The 19,298-nt window shown below is 70.9% G+C and carries 16 protein-coding genes; 10 read left to right on the top strand and 6 right to left on the bottom strand.

Annotated features, from left to right (window positions below):
• Positions 1-26 precede the first annotated feature (26 nt).
• Entirely contained in the window at positions 27-2,972 is a 2,946-nt protein-coding gene (gene gcvP / locus FBY41_RS16980) for an aminomethyl-transferring glycine dehydrogenase (protein WP_141845455.1), read from the top strand.
• 73 nt (positions 2,973-3,045) lie between these two features.
• Entirely contained in the window at positions 3,046-4,533 is a 1,488-nt protein-coding gene (locus FBY41_RS16985) for a glutamate--cysteine ligase (RefSeq protein WP_141845456.1), read from the top strand.
• Between the two features lie 80 nt (positions 4,534-4,613).
• Here the strand turns inward: FBY41_RS16985 and FBY41_RS16990 are convergent, their stop codons facing one another.
• Complete coding sequence (locus FBY41_RS16990) at positions 4,614-5,243, bottom strand: histidine phosphatase family protein (RefSeq protein ID WP_141845457.1); 630 nt, start codon at positions 5,241-5,243, stop codon at positions 4,614-4,616.
• Positions 5,244-5,330: 87 nt separating this feature from the next.
• Here FBY41_RS16990 and FBY41_RS16995 point away from each other — a divergent pair, with 87 nt between their 5' ends.
• Both FBY41_RS16995 and FBY41_RS17000 read left to right on the top strand, forming a co-directional pair.
• The gene (locus FBY41_RS16995) at positions 5,331-6,215 is read left to right on the top strand and encodes a PhzF family phenazine biosynthesis protein (RefSeq protein ID WP_141845458.1); all 885 of its coding nucleotides are present in this window, start codon (positions 5,331-5,333) and stop codon (positions 6,213-6,215) included.
• A 2-nt stretch (positions 6,216-6,217) separates the two neighbouring features.
• On the top strand, positions 6,218-6,757 hold the full coding sequence (locus FBY41_RS17000) for a DUF1697 domain-containing protein (protein WP_141845459.1): 540 nt from the start codon (positions 6,218-6,220) through the stop codon (positions 6,755-6,757).
• A gap of 147 nt (positions 6,758-6,904) precedes the next feature.
• Here FBY41_RS17000 and FBY41_RS17005 read toward each other — a convergent pair whose 3' ends face one another.
• From FBY41_RS17005 to FBY41_RS17015, 3 genes are all read right to left on the bottom strand, one after another.
• Positions 6,905-7,666, bottom strand: coding sequence for a TrmH family RNA methyltransferase (locus tag FBY41_RS17005; protein ID WP_141845460.1), 762 nt, complete (start codon positions 7,664-7,666; stop codon positions 6,905-6,907).
• Positions 7,667-7,678: 12 nt separating this feature from the next.
• Positions 7,679-8,137 carry an NUDIX domain-containing protein gene (locus tag FBY41_RS17010; RefSeq protein ID WP_185749133.1) on the bottom strand — a complete coding sequence of 153 codons (459 nt, stop codon included), beginning with the start codon at positions 8,135-8,137 and terminating at the stop codon, positions 7,679-7,681.
• An 88-nt stretch (positions 8,138-8,225) separates the two neighbouring features.
• Complete coding sequence (locus FBY41_RS17015) at positions 8,226-9,122, bottom strand: VanW family protein (RefSeq protein ID WP_141845462.1); 897 nt, start codon at positions 9,120-9,122, stop codon at positions 8,226-8,228.
• A 151-nt stretch (positions 9,123-9,273) separates the two neighbouring features.
• Between FBY41_RS17015 and FBY41_RS17020 the strand changes: the two genes are divergently transcribed.
• The 3 genes from FBY41_RS17020 (at position 9,274) to FBY41_RS17030 (ending at position 12,475) form a co-directional block, all read left to right on the top strand.
• Positions 9,274-10,458: an LLM class flavin-dependent oxidoreductase gene (locus FBY41_RS17020; protein ID WP_141845463.1), complete on the top strand. Its 1,185-nt coding sequence runs from the start codon at positions 9,274-9,276 to the stop codon at positions 10,456-10,458.
• Positions 10,455-11,066 (top strand): CE1759 family FMN reductase, encoded by a 612-nt coding sequence (locus FBY41_RS17025; RefSeq protein ID WP_141845464.1) that lies wholly within the window; start codon positions 10,455-10,457, stop codon positions 11,064-11,066. Before FBY41_RS17020 ends, FBY41_RS17025 begins: the two co-directional genes overlap by 4 nt.
• 179 nt (positions 11,067-11,245) lie before the next feature.
• Entirely contained in the window at positions 11,246-12,475 is a 1,230-nt protein-coding gene (locus tag FBY41_RS17030) for an Mbeg1-like protein (protein ID WP_141845465.1), read from the top strand.
• 22 nt (positions 12,476-12,497) lie between these two features.
• On the opposite strand, the gene FBY41_RS17035 is transcribed toward FBY41_RS17030, so the two are convergent.
• Positions 12,498-12,944, bottom strand: coding sequence for a GNAT family N-acetyltransferase (locus FBY41_RS17035; protein WP_141845466.1), 447 nt, complete (start codon positions 12,942-12,944; stop codon positions 12,498-12,500).
• Positions 12,945-12,969: 25 nt separating this feature from the next.
• Between FBY41_RS17035 and FBY41_RS17040 the strand changes: the two genes are divergently transcribed.
• The 3 genes from FBY41_RS17040 to FBY41_RS17050 all read left to right on the top strand — a co-directional run bounded on the left by FBY41_RS17040 (position 12,970) and on the right by FBY41_RS17050 (position 16,840).
• Positions 12,970-13,590 (top strand): L-threonylcarbamoyladenylate synthase, encoded by a 621-nt coding sequence (locus FBY41_RS17040; protein ID WP_141845467.1) that lies wholly within the window; start codon positions 12,970-12,972, stop codon positions 13,588-13,590.
• Between the two features lie 88 nt (positions 13,591-13,678).
• A complete protein-coding gene (locus tag FBY41_RS17045) occupies positions 13,679-15,604 on the top strand; it encodes an alpha-amylase family protein (protein WP_141845468.1) in 1,926 nt (641 codons plus the stop codon).
• A gap of 45 nt (positions 15,605-15,649) precedes the next feature.
• On the top strand, positions 15,650-16,840 hold the full coding sequence (locus FBY41_RS17050) for a Fic family protein (RefSeq protein ID WP_141845469.1): 1,191 nt from the start codon (positions 15,650-15,652) through the stop codon (positions 16,838-16,840).
• A gap of 115 nt (positions 16,841-16,955) precedes the next feature.
• Here FBY41_RS17050 and FBY41_RS17055 read toward each other — a convergent pair whose 3' ends face one another.
• Positions 16,956-19,013, bottom strand: coding sequence for a CotH kinase family protein (locus tag FBY41_RS17055; RefSeq protein ID WP_185749134.1), 2,058 nt, complete (start codon positions 19,011-19,013; stop codon positions 16,956-16,958).
• Positions 19,014-19,298 lie beyond the last annotated feature (285 nt).

The following is a 19,298-nucleotide window of genomic DNA, read 5'->3' on the forward strand; positions in this document are numbered from 1 at the left end:
CCGCTCGAATCCCGTCAGGAGCCCGCATGTCGATCGACCACCTCTCCGCCACCGCGTCCGCCTCACCCGGCAGCTCACCCGGCGGCGCCGCCGGCGCCCCGCTGGCCGACTTCGTCAGCCGCCACGTCGGCCCCGACTCCGCGGACACCGAGCACATGCTCGCCGTCATCGGGCAGCCGAGCCTCGACGCGATGTGCGACCGCGCCATCCCGGGCGCCATCCGATCCGAGTCGCCGCTGCGCGTCGGGGCGGCCGCGAGCGAGACCGCCGTCATCGACGAGCTCCGGGCGCTCGCCTCGCGCAACACCGTGCTCACCTCGCTCATCGGACTCGGCTACTACGGCACCGTCACCCCGCCCGTGGTGCGCCGCAACGTCCTCGAGAACCCCGCGTGGTACACCGCCTACACGCCCTACCAGCCGGAGATCTCCCAGGGCCGTCTCGAGGCGCTGCTCAACTTCCAGACCGTCGTCACCGACCTCACCGGCCTCGACGTCGCCGGTTCGTCGCTGCTCGACGAGGCGACCGCCGCAGCCGAGGCGATGTCGCTCATGCACCGGGTCGGCAAGGCCCCCGCCGACGCCGTCGTGCTCCTCGACACCCGCCTCTTCCCGCAGACGATCGCCGTCATGCGCACCCGGGCCGAAGCCATCGGGCTGCCGCTCGTCGTGGCCGACCTGCGCGGAGTCACGGACGAGGCCTCACTCGCCGCAGCCGCCGACGGCAAGCATGTCGTGGGCGTCATGGTGCAGTACCCCGACGCCTCCGGCGAGATCGTCGACTGGGCACCGCTCGCCTCCGCCGCCCACGCCGCTGGTGCGCTCGTCACCGCCTGCGCCGACCTGCTCGCCCTCACCCTCGTCACCGAGCCCGGCGCCTGGGGCGCCGACATCGCCGTCGGCAGCGCCCAGCGCTTCGGCGTGCCCATGGGCTTCGGCGGCCCACACGCTGGCTACATGGCCGTCCACCGCGGTCTCGAGCGGCAGCTACCGGGCCGGCTCGTCGGCGTCTCGGTCGACGCGGAGGGCCACCAGGCCTACCGCCTCGCCCTGCAGACCCGCGAGCAGCACATCCGGCGCGAGAAGGCGACCTCCAACATCTGCACGGCACAGGTGCTCCTCGCCGTCATGGCGAGCATGTATGCCGTGTGGCACGGTCCCGCGGGCCTCGCCGGCATCGCGCGGCGGGTCGCGGGCCTCACGGCCGACCTGCGTGCGACCCTCGTCGCTGCGGGCCTCGACGTCGAGACCACCGCCTTCTTCGACACGCTGACGGTGGTCGTGCCCGGCCGCGCCGACGCGGTGACGACCGGCTTTGCCGACCGCGGCATTAACCTTCACCGCGTCGACGACGACCGCATCTCCCTCAGCCTCGACGAGACCTCAACCGCCACAACGGTTCTCGCGATCCTCGACGCCTTCGGCGTGAGCTCGCCGGACGACAAGGAGACGATCGGGGCCTCGGACGCGACCGGCATACCAGCTGGGCTGGAGCGCTCGTCGGACTTCCTCACCCACCCCGTCTTCCACTCGCACCACTCGGAGACGGCGATGCTGCGCTACCTCCGCCGGCTCTCGGACCGCGACTTCGCACTCGACCGCGGCATGATCCCGCTCGGCTCCTGCACGATGAAGCTCAACGCGACGACGGAGATGGAGGCCATCACGTGGCCGGAGTTCGCCGGGCTGCACCCCTTCGCACCGGCTGACCAGACCGAGGGCATCCGCGACCTCATCGACCAGCTCGCCGCCTGGCTGTGCGAGATCACCGGCTACGACGCCGTGTCGCTCCAGCCCAACGCCGGCTCGCAGGGCGAGTTCGCCGGGCTGCTCGCGATCCACGCCTACCACCAGGCGCGCGGCGAGGGTCACCGTCGGATCTGCCTCATCCCCGCGAGCGCCCACGGCACGAACGCCGCGTCGGCCGTCATGGCCGGCCTCAAGGTCGTCGTCGTCAAGACCGCACCGGGCGGCACGGTCGACATGGACGACCTGCGCGCCAAGGTCGAGACGCACCGCGACGACCTCGCCGCGATCATGGTCACCTACCCCTCGACGCACGGTGTCTACGAGGACACCATCACCGAGCTGTGCGAGCTCGTCCACGAGGCCGGGGGCCAGGTCTACGTCGACGGCGCCAACCTCAACGCCCTCGTCGGGCTCGCCCAGCCGGGCACGTTCGGCGCCGACGTCAGCCACCTCAACCTGCACAAGACCTTCTGCATCCCCCACGGCGGCGGTGGCCCCGGAGTCGGCCCGGTCGCCGTGCGCGCCCACCTCGCACCGCATCTGCCCAACCACCCGCTCGCGCCCGAGGCCGGCCCCGAGACGGGCGTCGGCCCGATCTCCGCCGCCCCGTACGGCTCCGCCGGCATCCTGCCGATCTCGTGGGCCTACGTGCGGCTCATGGGCGGCGACGGCCTGCGGCACGCGACCCAGATGGCGGTGCTCGGCGCCAACTACATCGCCGCTCGCCTGCGCGACCACTTCCCGGTGCTCTACTCCGGCCAGGACGGCCTCGTCGCGCACGAGTGCATCCTCGACGTCCGCCAGATCACGGCAGAGACCGGGGTCACCGTCGACGACATCGCCAAGCGCCTCATCGACTACGGCTTCCATGCCCCTACGATGAGCTTCCCCGTCGCCGGCACCCTCATGGTGGAGCCCACCGAGTCCGAGAACCGCCACGAGCTCGACCGCTTCTGCGACGCGATGATCGCGATCAGCGGTGAGATCGAGGCCATTCGCCGCGGCGAGGTGGCCGTCGCCGACAGCATGCTGCGCCACGCCCCGCACACCGCGCTCAACGTCGCGGGCCCGTGGGAGCACCCGTACGACCGGGTCGACGCGGCCTTCCCCGTGGGTGTCGACGCCGCCGACAAGTACTGGCCGCCGGTCAGCCGCATCGACGGCGCCTACGGCGACCGGCACCTCGTCTGCTCGTGCCCGCCGCCGGAGGCCTTCGAGAGCTGAGCCTGTTGTTCGAGGGCTGGTCACCTCGCCGGTTGTCCTCGCGTTGGTGGCCGGAGTGTGGTTGTCTCGGCTCGTGGGCGCCGATGTCGAGCAGGCCAGGTACACGCGCGAGCAGCGACAGCAGTATCGCGAGAAGGTTCGTCGCGACCTCGACGTCTTCGAACGCATGCTCAGCCACAGCCAGTTCGAGTTCGACAGGCCGATGACCGGCATCGAGGTCGAGCTCAACCTCGTGTCCGAGGACCTCGGCCCCAAGCTCGACAACAAGGCGATCCTCGAGCAGATCGCGGACCCCGACTACCAGACCGAGCTCGCGCGCTACAACATCGAGCTCAACGTCCCGCCGCGCCCGCTTCCGGGCGACTCGGCGTTCGAGCTCGAGGCGGACCTGCGCCGCTCCCTCAACCGCGCGTCGGAGCGTGCCGCCGAGCTGCACACGGGCATCGTCGCGATCGGCATCCTGCCGACGGTCATGCCCGAGCACTTCGAGGGCGACTGGATCAGCGAGAACATCCGCTACGCCGCCCTCAACAACGCGGTCCTCGACGCCCGTGGCGAGGACGTCTGGCTCGAGCTCGAGGGGCCGACGGGGGAGCGCATCGCCCGCTACTCCGACTCGCTCGCACCCGAGTCGGCCTGCACCTCGATCCAGCTGCACCTGCAGGTGCACCCCGACCGCTTCGCCGACCACTGGAACGCCGCCCAGGTGCTCGCGGGCCCGCAGCTCGCCCTCGGCGCCAACTCGCCCTTCTTCCTCGGCCAGCGGCTCTGGGCCGAGACCCGCATCCCCCTCTTCACCCAGGCCACCGACACCCGGTCGGTCGAGCTGAAGAACCAGGGCGTCCGGCCGCGCGTGTGGTTCGGCGAACGGTGGATCACCTCGATCTTCGACCTCTTCGAGGAGAACGTCCGCTACTTCCCGGCCCTGCTGCCCGAGATCTACGACGAGCAGCCGGAGGAGGTCTTCGAGCGGGGCGAGGTTCCCGAGCTCAAGGAGCTGCGCCTGCACAACGGCACCGTCTACCGCTGGAACCGCCCCATCTACGACACCCACGGCGGGCGCCCCCACCTCCGCGTCGAGAACCGCGTGCTGCCGGCCGGCCCGAGCATCGCCGACGTCATGGCCAACGCCGCCTTCTACTACGGCACGATGCGGGTGCTCGCCGAGGAGGACCGCCCGGTGTGGACCCGGATGAGCTTCTCGGCCGCCGAGGCCAACTTCGAGGAGGGCGCCCGGCTCGGCATCGACGCGCGCGCCTTCTGGCCCGGCTTCGGCGACGTGCCGGCGAGCGAGCTCATCCTCCGCCGTCTCCTGCCGATGGCCCACGAGGGCCTGTCGAAGTGGGGCGTGTCCGCGGCGGTTCGCGACCGCTTCCTCGGCATCGTCGAGCAGCGCTGCCTCAAGGGTGTCAACGGCGCCTCGTGGCAGACGACGTGCGTCGAGCGACTCGAGGCTCGCGGCCTGACCCGCGACAAGGCCCTGCGCGAGATGCTGCGCCTCTACATGGAGGGTCAGAGCGCCAACGAGCCCGTCCACACGTGGGAGCTCCCCAGCGCGTGACTCGGGCGCGACTGTGCCACAAGCCCGCTCACGTATGCCGTGAGGCCGGCGACACGGCATACGCCCCGCTGGTGGGGCGCTCAGTCCTCGGAGAGCAGGCGCCAGGGGGAGAGGTTGAACATCCCGATGCAGCGCGTCGACCGGTGGTGCGTCAGCACGCTCATCGACCCGGCGTCGAGGATGAGGTTCTGACCGAAACGGGGGTCGAGGCCGAGGAAGGTGGCCGTCAGCACACGGAGCGCATGGCCGTGGCCGAAGAGGGCGACGTCGCCGTGCTCGAGGTCCGGCCACACCTTGTCGATGACCTGCTGGGCGCGGGCCGAGACCTGCTCGACCGTCTCGCCGGGCGTCACGCCCGGGCGGACCCCGTCGGCGAAGACCTCCCACGGGCGCCCGATCTCGGCGCTGATCTCCTTGGTCGTGATGCCCTCGTAGGCACCGTAGTCCCACTCCTTGAGCAACGGCTCGACCTCGAAGTCACCGAGCCCGGCGAGCTCGGCCGTGCGCCTCGCCCGCTGGAGCGGCGAGACGAGGACGCGCTCGAAGCGCTTCTTGCGCAGCACGTCGGCGAGCTCGCGCGCCGCCGCCTCACCCTCGGGCAGGAGCGGGAGGTCGGTCGTGCCGGTGTGCTGACCCGAGAGCGACCACTCGGTCTCGCCGTGCCGGAAGAGGTAGATGTTGCCGGGGACGACACCGTCGGGGGAGGCCATGGGAGCAATGTATCGGCGTGGAGCCCTGCGCGCCGACGGGCCGCGCAGGCCGTGGTCCCCGGGCGCGGTCTCGGGCACACTCGGCACATGGACCTGCCCTTCCGCCTGCTCAACGTCTTCTCGATCGAGGGCGACCCGTTCTCGGGCAACCCGCTCGCGGTCCTCACCGACGCCGGTGGCCTCTCCGACGCCGAGATGCAGTCGTGGGCCCGCCAGTTCAACCTCAGCGAGACCGCCTTCGTCACGTCGCACGACGGTGCGGGGCGGGCGAGCGCCCGCATCTTCACGCCGGGCCACGAGATGCCCTTCGCGGGGCACCCGACCCTCGGCACCGCGGCGGTCATCGCCTCGCTGGCCTCCGCCCCGCTCGACGAGGTGACCCTGACGGTGCCCGCCGGCGACATCCCCGTCACGCGGCTCGGGGCCGGCTGGAGCCTGACCGCACCGGTCGCCACGACCAGGGCGGTGACCTCGTCGCAGGCCGACCTCGCCGCCGGGCTGGGCGTCGACCCCCACGTCGTCGTGCGCTCGGACGCCCTGTGGGTCGGTGCGGGCGTCGAGCAGCTCATCGTGCGGGTCGACTCGGTGGCCGGCGTGCGGGCGTGCCGCCCCGATGCCGTCGCGATGGCCGAGCACATGACCTCCCCGGGGCGGCCACCCCACGTCTACGTCTGGGCCTGGACGGGGCCCAGGTCGATCGAGGCCCGGCTCTTCTACACCCAGGACGGCGCGGTCCACGAGGACCCGGCGACCGGCTCGGCCTGTGCGAACCTCGGCGCCTGGCTCGTGCACCAAGGGTCGCGCGACGTGTCGGTCGACGTCAGCCAGGGCACTGCAGTCGGGCGACCGTCCGTCCTGCTGCTCGAGATCGACCCCGAGGGGACGGTGCACGTCGGGGGCCGGGTCGAGCACGTGGGCTCCGGCACCTGCGTCGCCCGCGACGTGCCCGTCTCGGACGGGACGGGCGCCTGACCATGCCGACCTGGATCGGCTTCCTCAGGGCCGTCAACGTCGGCAAGCGGCAGATGAAGATGCAGGCCCTGCGAGACCTGCTGGAGGACAACGGGTTCGACGAGGTGGAGACCCACATCGCGAGCGGCAACCTCAGGGTGCGGTCGGCCACGCGCAGCAGCGCCCGCATGGAGAGCGAGCTCCGGACCGTCATCAGCGAGGGGTTCGGCTTCGACGTGCCGGTCGTCGTGCGCACCCCAGCAGAGCTGCGCCGGGTGGCCCACGAGGCGGACGCGTTGGAGTCGCCGATCGCCGCCGACGCCGGGCGCTACGTCACCTTCATGTCCGGCGAGCTGGACCCTGCCGGGGTCGAGGCCCTGCACGCCTGGGCCGCCCCGACCGAGGCAGCCCGCGTCGTCGGCAACGACATCGTGCTCTTCCTCGCGGCGGGCGTGCAGGGCGCGAGGCTGAGCAACACGCGGATCGAGAAGCTGACCGGCGCGGTCGGCACGGCGCGCAACCTCACCGTCGTGCGCGCGCTCGCGGCGAAGTGGGGCGACTGACACCCTCGGCCCCGTGGGTCAACGCGACCGACGGACCGCCACGACTGGGCCGCCGATGCCGCGGCACGCCTGAGCGGAGCCGGCGGTGGCGCTCCCTGGCGGTCCGACGGTCGCTCCCCGCGAGCGGCAGGCCGCACGGGCGGGTGGTCAGGCGCGGTCGCGACGGACGAGCTCGAAGCAGACGACGGCGCCGGCCGCGGCGACGTTGAGCGACTCGACGCCGGCAGCCATGGGGATCGACACCCACGTGTCGACGAGGCGCTCGACCTCGGGGGAGAGGCCGGCACTCTCGCTGCCGAGCACGAATGCGACCGGCTCGGGCAGGTGCGCGGTGAAGAGGTCGTCGTCGCCGTCGGCATCGAGCCCGACGACGTGGAAGCCGTGCGCCTTGAGGGCGGCGACGGCCTCACCAGCCGTGAACGCCTTGAGGATCGGCGCCCGGAAGGCGACCCCGGCGGAGGCCTTGACGACGAGCGGGTCGATGGAGGCGACGCCGCGACGTGGCACGACGATGCCGTCCAGTCCGGCGGCCGTCGCGGTGCGCAGGATCATGCCGACGTTGGCCGGGGTCGTCAGGCCGTCGAGGACGAGGACGGTGCGCAGGCCGGTCGCATCCCCGGCCAGGGCGGCGTCGAGCGGGCGCATCCGCGGCGCCACCACGTCGGCGAAGACCCCTTGGTCCTGCCGGCCGTTGCCTGCGAGCTTCTTGACCCGGTCAGGGCTCGCGACCTGCACCTCGATCCCTCGGCGGCGCGCGGCCGCCCTGATCTCGCGGATGCCCTCGCCCCGGGCGCCCTCGGCGATGACGACCTTGTCGACGACGAGGGTGTCGTCGAGCAGGACCTCATGCACCGGGTTGCGACCGTAGACCGTGATGAAGCGGTCCTTGGGAGAGATGTCAGCCGTCACGGCATCAGGATGTCATGCGGGCTCGTCTGCCCCCACGACGTGGTCGAGCATCCGCACGTGCTCGGCGCGCAGCCGGGCCCGTGCCTCGGACGGCTCGACGAACGCGGCGACGAGCACCTCGCCGCCGTCGGCTCGGGGTGTGGCACCTGCCGGGGCGGTCGCCGTCAGCAGCACCTCGATGCGTCCCTCGAAGCCGGACCGCACGCGCACCACCGCGACATCGGACACCTCGAGGCCGGTCTCCTCACGCACCTCGCGCGCGAGGCCCTCCTCCCACGTCTCGCGCCGGACGGCATACCCCGACGGGAGGCCGCACGCGTTGCCCATCCAGTAGCGGTGCTCGAGCACCAGCACGCGACCGGCCGGGTCGCGGACGACGCCCGTCAGCCCGACGAGGAAGGTGGCGCTGCGCCAGCGCACGAGGCGCCACTGCAGGCGTCCGCCAGCGCGCCGCCAGAGGGCGGCAGCCACCGCGTGAGCCCGTTCTCCGATCCGCACGCCCTCACCCAATCACGTATGCCGCCCGGACCCGGGGCGCGGCGTGGACGCGCGTGATGGCTCAGTGACGGGCCGAGGCGTCGGCGAGAGAGGCGTCGATGACCGGCACGTCGTCGAGCGGTTCGTAGCGCACGAGCGCGCAGTTGTGCTTGACCAGCTCCTCACCGACGACGTCACCGGTGCGCTTGTCGATGACCGTGCGCCAGATCTCGTTGCGCCGGAAGAGGTCGTCACCGGCCTTGATGAAGGCCTCGTGACGGGCCTGCACGCGGTACGAGTGAGGCGTCGGGCGGTCGGAGCGCAGCTCACCGTCGAGGTGGCGCTCGCCGACGGAGCAGGAGACCTGGAAGGTGATGTCGGTGTCGTTGCGCACGACGAGGTCGACGTAGTTGTAGACGATCGAGCACCCGACTCCCCACGGCAGGACGCGGGCCTTGTCGGGGAAGGGGTCGAAGGAGTGCTCGGACCGCTCGACGACGGTGAGCGGGCTGTGCAGCACCATCCAGTGCAGGAGGTTGGCGAGCTGGCAGATGCCGCCACCGACACCCGCACGCGCCTCGCCGTTGGACAGGCGCATGCCGTCGAGGTAGCCCCGGCGCCGGGTGCAGCTGCCGACGACGCGGTTGAACGAGAGCGTCTCGCCGGGGCCGACGAGGATGCCGTCGACGCGGGCAGCGGCCAGTCGCAGGTTGACGACCTTGTTGCGCTGGAGGTGCATCTCGTCCTCGCTCAGCTCGCGCATGAGCAGCGAGCTGTGCGCCTTGACCCGGTGGGCAAGAGGCGACGAGGAGCGCGCGGAGGCCCAGACGGCGTCGGAGCGCATCCACTCGAGCCGGCGCCTGGCGCGATGGGCCCAGACGGCGAGGGGATAGACCGCGGGGACCCGTTGGCTGAGGCGGGCAGGAGCAGTGACACGCTCCGGCGCGACGAAGCCGGCAGGCGGTGCGACGAGCTGCATGACCGCTCCCTCCCGGTCCGCCTCCTCGCGGACCATCACCATGGTGGCGCGCAGGGGGAAGGAGCCGGCGGAGGCACGCGGGGGCGGGAATGACCGAGGGGGCCATCCTGTTGATATGATTGAATTCTCAATCACAAAGGAGCTGGGATCCATGCAGTTCGGCATCTTCACCGTCGGCGACGTGACCACCGACCCGACGACGGGCCGCACGCCGACCGAGCACGAGCGCATCACCGCGACGGTCGCCATCGCCAAGAAGGCGGAGGAGGTCGGGCTCGACGTCTTCGCGACCGGGCAGCACCACAACCCGCCCTTCGTCCCGTCGGCGCCGACGACGACGCTGGCCTTCATCGCCGCTCAGACCGAGCGGATCCTGCTGTCCACCTCGACCACCCTCATCACGACGACCGACCCGGTGCGCATCGCCGAGGACTACGCGACGCTCCAGCACCTGAGCGACGGCCGGATGGACCTCATGATGGGGCGCGGCAACACCGGTCCCGTCTACCCGTGGTTCGGCAAGGACATCCGCGACGGCATCCCCCTGGCGATCGAGAACTACGCGCTGCTGCACCGGCTGTGGCGCGAGGAGGTCGTCAACTGGCAGGGCCAGTACCGCACCCCGCTGCAGGGCTTCACCTCGACGCCTCGCCCGCTCGACGGCATCCCGCCGTTCGTCTGGCACGGCTCGATCCGCAGCCCCGAGATCGCCGAGCAGGCGGCCTACTACGGCGACGGCTTCTTCTCGAACCACATCTTCTGGCCTGCCAGCCACACGAAGCAGATGGTCCAGCTCTACCGTCGCCGGTTCGAGCACTACGGCCACGGCAGCGCCGACCAGGCGATCGTGGGACTCGGTGGCCAGGTCTTCATGCGCAAGAACAGCCAGGACGCGGTCCGCGAGTTCCGGCCCTACTTCGACAACGCCCCCGTCTACGGCCACGGCCCCTCCCTCGAGGAGTTCACGCGGCAGACACCGCTGACCGTCGGCAGCCCGCAGGAGGTCATCGAGCGCACCCTGAGCTTCCGTGACTACGCCGGCGACTACCAGCGCCAGCTGTGGCTCATGGACCACGCGGGCCTGCCCCTCAAGACCGTCCTCGAGCAGCTCGACATCCTCGGCGAGGAGGTCGTGCCGGTGCTCCGCAAGGAGTTCGCCGCCCTCAAGCCGGCCCACGTGCCGGACGCCCCGACCCACGCCAGCCTGCTCGCCGCCGCCGGGGGAGGCCACGACTCCACCGTCCACGCCGTCGACGACGTGACCGGAGCCTCGCCGGAGGCGACGCAGCCCACGACTCTCGACCGCACGCGATCCACCCTGGAGGTGTCGAAGTGAACCCGTTCCACCTCGCCGTCATCACGGCCGGAGTGACCCAGCCGTCGTCGACGCGCCTGCTCGCCGACCGCCTGACCGCGGCGACCGTGGCCGCGCTCGCGCCCCGCGAGGTCGTCGTCGAGGTCGTCGACGTGCGTGAGGTCGCGCACGACCTCACCAACACCGTGCTCACCGGTTTCGCGTCGCCCGAGCTGCAGGTGCGGCTCGACGCGATCACGGAAGCCGACGCGGTCGTCGTCGCGACCCCGATCTACGCGGCGTCCTACAGCGGCCTCTTCAAGATGCTCGTCGACGTGCTGCCCACGGACGCCCTGCGCGACACACCCGTCCTGCTCGGCGCCACGGGCGGCACGGCGCGCCACTCGCTCGCCGTCGACCACGCCCTCCGGCCGCTCTTCGCACACCTCGGCGCGCTCGTGGCCCCGGTCGCGGTCTTCGCCGCGAGTGAGGACTGGGGTAGCACCGAGGCCGGTCGTCTCGGCGAGCGCATCGAGCGGGCGGGGCGCTCCTTCGCCGCCCTCGTCACGGGCCAGCCCCGTGCCGAGCGCATCGACCCGTTCGCCGACGTGACGCCGTTCGCGGCGCCGCTTGCGGGCGCGCGACGCTGAGCCGCCGGGTCGAGCCCGCGGGCTGACCCGCCGGGTCTAGCCCGCGGGCTCGGGTGCCTCGTCGGGCGCGGCGCCCGGGGCGGTCGGACCGCAGCCTGAGGTGCCGGTCGGGGAGTGCTCCCCATCGACCCGCCCCGCCTCCTGTCCTAGCGTGAGGGCTCGTCGAGGAGGAGGTGGCGATGCTCTATCGCAAGGGGGGCGACCCCGAGGTGCTGGACCGGGTCGCGGGCGAGCTCGTGACCTGTGCCCGCGGGGTCGACGGCGTGCGGGACTCGAGCACCCAGGCGATGGCGGTCATCGCCCGGTCATGGGGTGGTGGCGACGCCGACGCCGTCGACGCCGAGTGGCGCCGGTCCGCAGCCGCCCTCACGGGCCTCTCGTCGTCGCTGGAGATGCTGGCTGCCAGGCTGCGCGAGAACGCCCGCGCCCAGCGCACCGCGAGCGCGCGGTCGTCGGCTCCAGCCCTCCCTGGGCCGCCTGGGCTACCTGGCCTGCCCGGCCTGCCCGGCCTGCCCGGCCTGCCCGGCATCCCGGGGTTTCCCGGCCCGTCTTCGAGGCTCGGTGGCGCCGCTCCGGGCGGCACGACCGCAGAGCCGGGCATCGCCGAGGAGACCCGCGGCACGGTCCCGCAGCAGATCGACGTCGAGCTCGCCGAGCTCGCGGCGGGGGTCTACGACGGCACGGGCAGCGAGCACTTCCACCCCGTCGGCGCCGCTGAGCTCGAGGCGCTCGGCATCGATCCCGGCTCACTCGACGGGCCCGGCGGCTTCCAGGCGGCCATCTACCGCGATGCCGACGACGGCTACGTGCTCGCCTTCGCCGGCACCGATCCCTCGAGCCTCGAGGACTGGGGGACCAACCTCCAGCAGGGCATGGGGGCGCTCAGCGCCCAGCACGCCCAGGCCATCGTCCTCGCCGAGCAGCTGTCCCGCGCCGTCGGTGCCGACAACGTCGTACTCACCGGCCACTCACTCGGAGGCGGGCTGGCGAGCACCGCCTCGGTGGCCACCGACCTGCCCGCTGTGACCTTCAACGCTGCCGGGGTGCACCCCAATACCGTCATCGCGGCCGCGAGCGTCGGGAACGAGAGCCCCGTCCTGCCCGCCGACCAGGTGCGCAACTACCACGTGCGGGGTGAGGTGCTGACGACGCTGCAACATCCCCTGGGGTCCTTCACCGACCACGTGCCGGTCATCGGCGACTCCATCCTGCCCAACGCGCTCGGCACGCAGATCGCCCTCGATCCGGCGACCGGTCCAGAGATCCACGTCTCGCCGTGGGACCTCGCCAACCCGGTCGGTCTCGTCGTCGACACAGCCGTCGACATCGGCCGCTACTCGATCGACCAGCACGGCACGCCGTCCGTCCTCGATGCGATGGAGGCCAGCGACTACTTCGGCCGCCGCTGAGAGGCCCGACGTCCCGACGTCCTCAGCCGTCGACGGCCCGGTCCACGGCGTCGAGGTCGGCAGGTTGGGGCTGCGCCACGTGACCGGCGTAGTCGGCCTCGTGCCGCCTGAGGTAGGCCTTGATGTAGGGGCAGAGCGCCACGATGGTGCGCCCGGCGGCCACGGTCCGGTCGAGCGCCGTGGCTGCGAGCCGGCCGGCCAGTCCCTGGCCCTCGAAGGCCTTGCTCACCTCCGTGTGGAAGAAGACCACCCGCTCGGCGTGGCCCTCGGAAGCCGGCACGACGGCATACCGCGCGATGCCGATGAGCCGGCCCGCGTCGCGGAGCTCGAACGCGCCGGCGGCGGGGTTGTCGGAGATCTCGATCGCGTCCCCGGCCTCGCTCCCGACCTCGCTCCCGCCGTCCTTCCCGCCGTCACCCACGTCGTCAGTCGCATCGTCATTCACGTTCTGGCCCACGTCCTCACCCATGGCGCCAGCATGGCAGGGTGGACGCATGGCGAGGTACTTCGACGTCCACCCGGTGGACCCACAGCCCCGGGCGATCGCCCAGGTGGTCGCGATCCTGCGTGAGGGCGGCCTCATCGCGTACCCCACCGACTCGTGCTTCGCCCTGGGGTGCTCCCTCGACAACCCCGAGGGCAAGGAGCGGATCCTGCGCATCCGCCACCTTGACGACAAGCACCACTTCACCCTCGTCTGCTCCGACTTCGCGCAGATGGGCCAGTTCGTGCAGCTCGACAACTCGGTCTTCCGCGCCATCAAGTCCGTGACGCCTGGCCCCTACACGTTCATCCTGCCCGCGACGAAGGAGGTGCCGAGGCGCCTGCTGCACCCGAAGAAGAAGACGGTGGGCGTGCGCATCCCCGAGCACCCCGTCGTCCGTGAGCTGCTCAAGGCACTGGGTGAGCCGATCCTCTCGAGCACGCTGCTCCTGCCCGACGACGACGAGCCCATGACGGAGGGCTGGGAGATCAAGGACCGTCTCGACCACGTCATCGACGCCGTCATCGACTCGGGGGAGTGCGGCCTGGAGCCGACGACGGTCGTCGACTACTCCGACGGCTATCCGGTCGTGACCAGGGTCGGGGCCGGCGACCCGACGCCCTTCGAGTGAGCACGGCAGCACCGCGTCACCGAACCCGGCGCGAACTCGTCCGCGTGACCCTCTGTCGCACCCGGCCCGACTGCTGTTCAATCTGGCCATGAGACCCCGCACCGGACCGACGTCGGAGTCGGTCTCCTCCCTCCTGGTCGACCTCGACGAGCAAGAGCGGGAGACTATCGAGCTGCGCCTCGAACGCTGGTCCGACGACCTCGTCGACGCGCTGGCGGTGCTTTACCCGGGCCACGACGTCTCGGCGCTGACGCTGCGGCTCGTCGAGTCCGCCATCGCCGGCTTTCGCGCGCGAGAGCCCGAGCTGAGGCACCTCGACCAGCGTCGCCTCCTCCGCCCGGACTGGCTCCAGCAACCGGACATGCTCGGATATGCCTGCTACACTGAGAGATTCGCCGACACCCTGGCGGGCATCCCGAGCCGTCTGCCCTACCTTCGCGACCTGGGTGTCACCTACCTGCACCTCATGCCCCTGCTGCAGCCGCGCGAGGGCGACAACGACGGCGGGTACGCCGTGCAGGACTACCGCACGGTGCGCGCCGACCTCGGCGACGTCGACGACCTCCGCGAGCTCACCCGCACGCTGCGCGGTCACGGCGTCTCGCTCGTGCTCGACCTCGTGCTCAACCACGTCGCCCGAGAGCACGAGTGGGCCCGTCGGGCGCGGGCGGGGGAGTCGCACTACCGCGACTACTTCCACGTGTTCTCCGACCGTGAGATGCCCAACGCCTACGAGAGCACGCTGCCCGAGGTCTTCCCCGACTTCGCGCCGGGCAACTTCACGTGGGACGCCGAGCTCGACGGGTGGGTCTGGACGACCTTCAACGAGTGGCAGTGGGACCTCAACTGGGCCAACCCCGACGTCCTCGTCGAGCTCGCCGACGTCGTGCTCTACCTCGCCAACCTCGGGGTCGAGGTGCTGCGCCTCGACGCGATCGCGTTCACGTGGAAGCGCCTGGGCACCAACTGCCAGAACCAGCCCGAGGTGCACGCCATCACGCAGGCCCTGCGCACCGTGGCCCGCATCGCTGCCCCCGCGCTCGCCTTCAAGGCCGAGGCCATCGTCGGCCCGCGCGACCTCGTGCAGTACCTCGGTCAGGGGCGCCACTCCGGGCGGGTCAGCGATCTCGCCTACCACAACAGCCTCATGGTGCAGGTGTGGTCGATGCTCGCGACCGGCAGCACGCTCCTGGCGAAGCAGGCCTTGCGGTCCCTGCCCACGACCCCACCGAGCGGCACGTGGATCTGCTACATCCGCTGTCACGACGACATCGGGTGGGCGATCGACGACGGGGATGCTGCGGCCGTCGGGCTCAACGGCTGGGAGCACCGGCGGTTCCTCTCCGACTGGTATGCCGGTGACTTCCCGGGCTCGTGGGCGCGGGGCCTCGTCTTCCAGCACAACCCCGCCACGGGCGACAAGCGCATCAGCGGCACGGCGGCCGCCCTCGTCGGGCTCTCCGACGCGCCGGACGCGGACGCCGAGGGCGCGGCCCTCGCACGCCTCTTCCTCGCCCACGCCATCGTCGCCGGGTGGGGCGGCATACCGGTCGTGTGGAGCGGCGACGAGCTGGGCCTTCCCAACGACCCGCACTGGGCCGACGAGCCCGGCCACGAGGACGACAACCGCTGGGCGCACCGCGAGCGGATCGACTGGACCGAGGCCGCCCTGAGCCGCGATCCCGGCACGCGCGCGGGCCGGGTGTTCCAGGGCCTCGCGCACCTCGCCCGCGTGCGGGCGGGGCTGCCGCAGCTGCACGCGTCCGGCACGACTGACGTGGTCGCCGACACCGAGGACGGCGTGCTCGCCGTCCGCCGGGGGCACCCGAGCGGCCCCATGGTGTGCGTCTACAACGTCACGGGGGAGTGGCGCCACGTCTCTCTCGACCTCTTCCGCGGGGCCGGCATCCGACAGCCCGCCGACGCCATCGGGGGCCACGCGGTCTACGCGGGCGCTGACGGCCAGGTCGCCCTGAGCCCGTATGCCGCGTGGTGGGTCATCGAAACGGCCTGAGGTCCTTGGTAAAGGTTGTGCGCTAACCTTTACCAAGGAGGTGGCATGGCCCCGGTGAACTGGCCCGCACTCGGCAGCGTGACGGTGCCCTGGCAGCCCGTCGAAGGTCTCTTCGACCTGTCCCGTCGCGCCCTGCGCACGACTCCCCGCACGTATGCCGCCGCACTGGTGCCGCCTGTCGCCGACGTGGCGCTCGTGCTGGGTGGCGACCTCGCGGCCGACCTCGACGACGCGACCCGGCTGCTCGCCGCCTTCGACGCCGGGGGAGCGGGTGAGATCGCGCCGTTCGCGTCGGTGCTCCTGCGCTCCGAGAGCGCAGCGAGCTCGCAGATCGAGAACCTGACGTCGTCGGCGCGGGCCCTGGCGGAGGCGGAGATCGGTGAGGGATCCCGCGCGAACGCGGCGGTGATCCTCGCCAACGTCCGCACGATGCAGGCGGCGCTCGACCTGGCCGGCCGCCTCGACGAGTCGGCAGTGCTCGCCATGCACCGCGCGCTCATGTCGCAGCAGTCGGTGCACGCAGCGGGCGCCTGGCGCGAGCAGCAGGTCTGGGTGGGCGGCTCGCCCCTGCACCCGGGTGACGCGCACTACGTGCCACCCCTCGCGACCGACGTGCCCGCGCTCATGGCCGACCTCGTGACCTTCATGGACCGCGACGACCTTCCACCGCTGGCGCACGCTGCACTGGCGCACGCCCAGTTCGAGACGATCCACCCGTTCACCGACGGGAACGGCCGCACCGGGCGGGCACTCCTGCACTCCGTCCTGCTCCACACCGGTGCCATCCACCGGGTGACGGTGCCGATCTCCGCCGGTCTGCTCGCCCTGCGTGACGACTACTTCGCGGCCCTCACGGCCTACCGCGCCGGTGACGCCGAGCCGATCCTGCGCTGTGTCGCCGAGGCGGCTCGCAGCGGCACCCACATCGGGGAGCGGCTCGTCGGCACGCTCCGCGAAGTGCGTGAGGAGTGGGCCGGCCGCCTCACGGCCCGGGCCGGGTCCGCGTCGTGGAGTCTGCTCGACCTGCTGCTGCGACAGCCAGTGGTCACGGCCCGCGTCGTCGTCCGCGAGCTCGGGGTCACCGCGCCCACGGCGCAGTCGGCCCTGCAGCGTCTCGTCGCGGACGGCATCCTCCTCGAGTCGACCGGGCACCGCCGCAACCGCGTCTATCGCGCGGCCGACGTGCTCAGCGCCCTCGACGCGTATGCCGCCGGGCTTGGCCGGCGCTTGGGCTGACGGAATCGCTTGTGCTGCAAGGGAATTCGCCGGTAATCGACATTATGCAATTGCCCGAGAACGCCATCGGCGCACCCGTGCCGCTGCACGGGTGCGCCGATGCCACCTGGGCTGGCTACGAGGTCTTGGGTATGACCTCGATCTGGACCGTCTCGATCCGCTTGCCGAGGCCCGTCGTCCCAGCAGTGGCACCGTCCCAGACCCATTGCTGCCAGCCCACGTCCTGCACGTACGCCCGGTAGCGGACGGCGTAGTGAGCAGCGCGCTCACCGGTCAGCTTGATCTGGAGGGCCTCGAGCCGAAGTCCCCGACCGGTCGTGCCGATGAAGGTCGAGGATCCGACCCAGCTCTGCCAACCGATGCTCTGCACGTGCCCGCGGTAGGAGATGTCACCCGTGTACGGGCCTGCGGATACCTTGAGCTGAAGAGCCTCGATCCGCAGGGATCGTCCCGTGGTGCCGCTGCTCGTGCCGTTGGTCACGTACGGCATCCACCCGATGCCTTGGACGTGGCTCCGGTAGGACGCGTTGGGACCCTTGGGCAGGAGCCTGACCTGAACCGCCTCGATCCGCAGTCCCTGGCCCGGCAGGCCCGCGGTGGCGCCGTTCCTCACCCACGGCATCCAGCCGTTGTTCTGGACGTGCGCCCGGTAGGAGATGTCGTACTTGGCGGCCAGCTGGTCCGTGAGCCTCAGCTGCACGCCTTCCATGCGCAGGCCACGACCGGTCGTGCCGATCGTGCTGCCTGGGCCCTTCCAGCCCTGCCAGCCCAGACTCTGCACATAGGCGTTGCCCTGGATCGAGCCCGGCACCGTCGCGTTCTGGTGCGAGATCACCATGGCCTCGACCCGAAGCGAGCGCCCGATCGTCCCGGCGATCTGGCCCGTGCTCATCGTCGGCTGCCAACCGATGGTCGATACGTGTGTCGAGTACCGGACGATGGGCACGGTCTCGCCGTAGGAACCGTCGAGGAAGCCGGCCCGCTGGGCCACCCAGTCCCTGAGGTAGGAGACCTCGCCGGCCCACGTGCTGCGTACGAGGTGGCCGTTGCCGGCGGGGAACACGGACGGCTTGCCGAGGACGGGCCAGATCTGGAAGTTGCGGTTCGCGGACTGCTTGATCTCAGCCGCGTAGCCGTCGATCTTGCTCGTCAGCGCGTCGATCTTGGCCCTGACCTCACCGGTGTACATCTGGTTGGCTGCAGTCACGAACTGCGGGTTGCGGAACAGCTCACCGAACCACCCGTTGCCGCGCCTCCTCAAGACGCTGGCATTCTTGACGTACTCCGACTCGGGGTCGCCTCCGAGGTGCTCCACGGCGTAGCTGCCCTCTGAACTGTCGAAGTCCCACACGGGTCCGGCGTGGAGGACGTCGTTCGGACCGTCCTTGTAGAAGTAGACACTCGACGCAACGATCTCCGGGTTCTCGGTGAGGTCGAAGACGAAGTAGTACTTGAGGAACGATTCGACGTCGATCATCGAGCTGATCTTGGTCCAGTCCGGCTTGGGAGCGTAGAGCAGCGACTCGAGGGTGTTGAGGTAGGTCTGGATGTCCGTGTAGGCCGTCTGGACGGTCGGGCTGAGGGGCACACTGACGCCGCCCTTGGCGTCCTTGAGCACGAACAGTGTGTTGCTCGTCTTGGTGTAGAAGTGGTAGTCCTCCGCGAGCCCGTAGTTGTTGTCGAGCTCGAGCAGCAGCCCCGCGTCGTCCTGCAGTTCGACCCGGTTGGTCTTCACCTCGACCTTCTCGGTGATGAGGTAGTTGCCGAGGTCCTGACCGTTGATCTCGAGGTCGACGAATCGCGACTCCGGGGAGTAGGGCAGGCCCAGCTCACGAGCCAGGTCGAAAGCCACCTTGTTGCGCAGCAGCGCCGTGTCGGCGTGGTTGGCAAGCAGGACCCAGGTCTTGGCCGGCGCCATGCCGAGCACTGACTGGGCGGAGGAGAACTTCAGCTGGTACGGCTTCTTGGCCAGGGTCCAGGTGAAGTTGCCTCGGCCCTTGATCTCTGCCGACAGTGCTGTGAGGTTCTGCGCAGGGTCCTGGGCGCCTACGAGATCAACCGTGGACGGGACCACGTTGTCCTTGGACGCGTTGAGGTAGGTGATGGTGTTGTGTGTGGGGTCGGGATCCGCGAGGACCACCGAGATGAGCGGGAGGTTGCTGAGGGGTTCCACCGCGGACGCAACTGTGGGTGCCGCAGCGGTCGCTGACGTCTGAGCCAGCGCAGCCGTTCCCGGAAACAGCAGTGCCATTGAGGCCAATGCTGCGACAAGACCTCGTCGTCTGATATTCATATTTCCTCCCCTATCGCCCTTATGGGCGAGGCGACACGTTATGCCGGATTTGTCTGTGCCAGAACAATCCACCCCCGGAACCGCTCGCCATGAACGCTATGGCCGTGCGTGGATACGCGCGCCGGAATGGCGGAATCTGTGTCGAAAGGAACAGGGGCAGCGGCC

The sequence above is a fragment of the Humibacillus xanthopallidus genome (assembly GCF_006716675.1).
GTDB classification, from domain to species: Bacteria; Actinomycetota; Actinomycetes; order Actinomycetales; family Dermatophilaceae; genus Humibacillus; species Humibacillus xanthopallidus_B.

Excerpts from the sequence above, each read along its gene's own strand:
- gcvP (WP_141845455.1), top strand. The coding sequence starts at position 27 with ATGTCGATCGACCACCTCTCCGCCACCGCGTCCGCCTCACCCGGCAGC.
- FBY41_RS16990 (WP_141845457.1), bottom strand. The coding sequence starts at position 5,243 with ATGGCCTCCCCCGACGGTGTCGTCCCCGGCAACATCTACCTCTTCCGG.
- FBY41_RS16995 (WP_141845458.1), top strand. The coding sequence starts at position 5,331 with ATGGACCTGCCCTTCCGCCTGCTCAACGTCTTCTCGATCGAGGGCGAC.
- FBY41_RS17000 (WP_141845459.1), top strand. The coding sequence starts at position 6,218 with ATGCCGACCTGGATCGGCTTCCTCAGGGCCGTCAACGTCGGCAAGCGG.
- FBY41_RS17015 (WP_141845462.1), bottom strand. The coding sequence starts at position 9,122 with ATGCAGCTCGTCGCACCGCCTGCCGGCTTCGTCGCGCCGGAGCGTGTC.
- FBY41_RS17020 (WP_141845463.1), top strand. The coding sequence starts at position 9,274 with ATGCAGTTCGGCATCTTCACCGTCGGCGACGTGACCACCGACCCGACG.
- FBY41_RS17030 (WP_141845465.1), top strand. The coding sequence starts at position 11,246 with ATGCTCTATCGCAAGGGGGGCGACCCCGAGGTGCTGGACCGGGTCGCG.
- FBY41_RS17035 (WP_141845466.1), bottom strand. The coding sequence starts at position 12,944 with ATGGGTGAGGACGTGGGCCAGAACGTGAATGACGATGCGACTGACGAC.
- FBY41_RS17040 (WP_141845467.1), top strand. The coding sequence starts at position 12,970 with ATGGCGAGGTACTTCGACGTCCACCCGGTGGACCCACAGCCCCGGGCG.
- FBY41_RS17045 (WP_141845468.1), top strand. The coding sequence starts at position 13,679 with ATGAGACCCCGCACCGGACCGACGTCGGAGTCGGTCTCCTCCCTCCTG.
- FBY41_RS17050 (WP_141845469.1), top strand. The coding sequence starts at position 15,650 with ATGGCCCCGGTGAACTGGCCCGCACTCGGCAGCGTGACGGTGCCCTGG.